The following is a 1,140-nucleotide window of genomic DNA, read 5'->3' as shown; positions in this document are numbered from 1 at the left end:
ATCCCGAAGAACTCGGCATCGAAAGCACCGGCGTCGTGCAGGAAACCACCGGCCCTGGTGTAAGTGGTACCCGACGCCTCACGGTCCGGGTTGTAGAGGGAGTCGATGTCCCAGCCGCGGTTCACGGGGAATTCCGTGACGGCGTCCACTCCGTCGGACACGACACGCCACAGGTCCTCGGGCGATGCGACCCCACCCGGGTAACGGCACGCCATCCCGACGATGACCACCGGGTCATCCGCGACCGACGACAGGGCTGTCACGGGCGCCGCGGCCGCCGGCTCCGCCGCCCCGAACAGCTCGTCCAGCAGGTACCCCACCAGCGCATGGGCCGTCGGGTAGTCGAAGACCACCGTCGCCGGCAGCCGCAGGCCCGTCGCCTTGCCCAGCCGGTTGCGCAGCTCCACCGCCGTCAGCGAATCGAAGCCCAGGTCCTGGAAGGCCCGCGCCGGGTCGACCGTCTGCGCTCCCGCGTGGCCGAGCACCACCGCGATCTGGCCGCGCACCAGGTCCAGCAGCACCTCACGCCGCTCCTCGGCGCCCAGACCCTCCAGTCGCTGCACCAGCCCCGCCGTCGCCGCCGAACCACCGGCCGCCGAACGACGCCTGCGCCCGCGGACGAGACCGCGCATCATCGGGTGTGGGTCGCCCTGCTCGCGCAGTGCCGCCAGATCGAGGCGTACGGGAAGGACGACCGGCTCTCCGGAGGCCAGGGCCGCGTCGAACAACGCCGTGCCCTGTTCGGGGGTCAGCTCGGGCATTCCGGCCCGGGCTATGCGCCGTACGTCCGTGTCGGAGAGGGTGCCGATCATGCCGGCGTCCTGGGTCCATGGGCCCCATGCAAGGGAGGTTGCGGGCAGACCGAGGGCGCGACGGTGGTGGGCCAGGGCGTCGAGGAAGGTGTTGCCCGCGGCGTAGTTGGCCTGTCCAGGACCGCCGAGGATGCCGGACATCGAGGAGAAGAGGACGAAGGCATCCAGGTCCAGGTCCTTGGTCGCCTCGTGCAGGTTCCACGCCGCGTCCACCTTCGGACGCAGCACACCCACCAGACGCTCCGACGTCAGCGACTCCACAGTCCCGTCGTCCAGCACACCGGCCGCGTGCACCACCGCACCCACCCCGTGCCGCGCCACCAACTCC

General features: G+C 71.1%; 1 protein-coding gene. It reads right to left on the bottom strand.

The genetic code is table 11. The features are described 5' to 3' along the window. Positions 1–1,140 (bottom strand): KR domain-containing protein (locus ACIQ6R_RS37040; protein ID WP_404226443.1); only part of this gene is annotated, 1,140 nt, incomplete at both ends.

Origin of the sequence: Streptomyces sp. NPDC096048, assembly GCF_044763415.1 — a bacterium.
GTDB lineage: Bacteria > Actinomycetota > Actinomycetes > Streptomycetales > Streptomycetaceae > Streptomyces.
The sequence above is the reverse complement of the archived record's forward strand: the minus strand, read 5'-3'. Positions and strand labels throughout refer to the sequence as shown.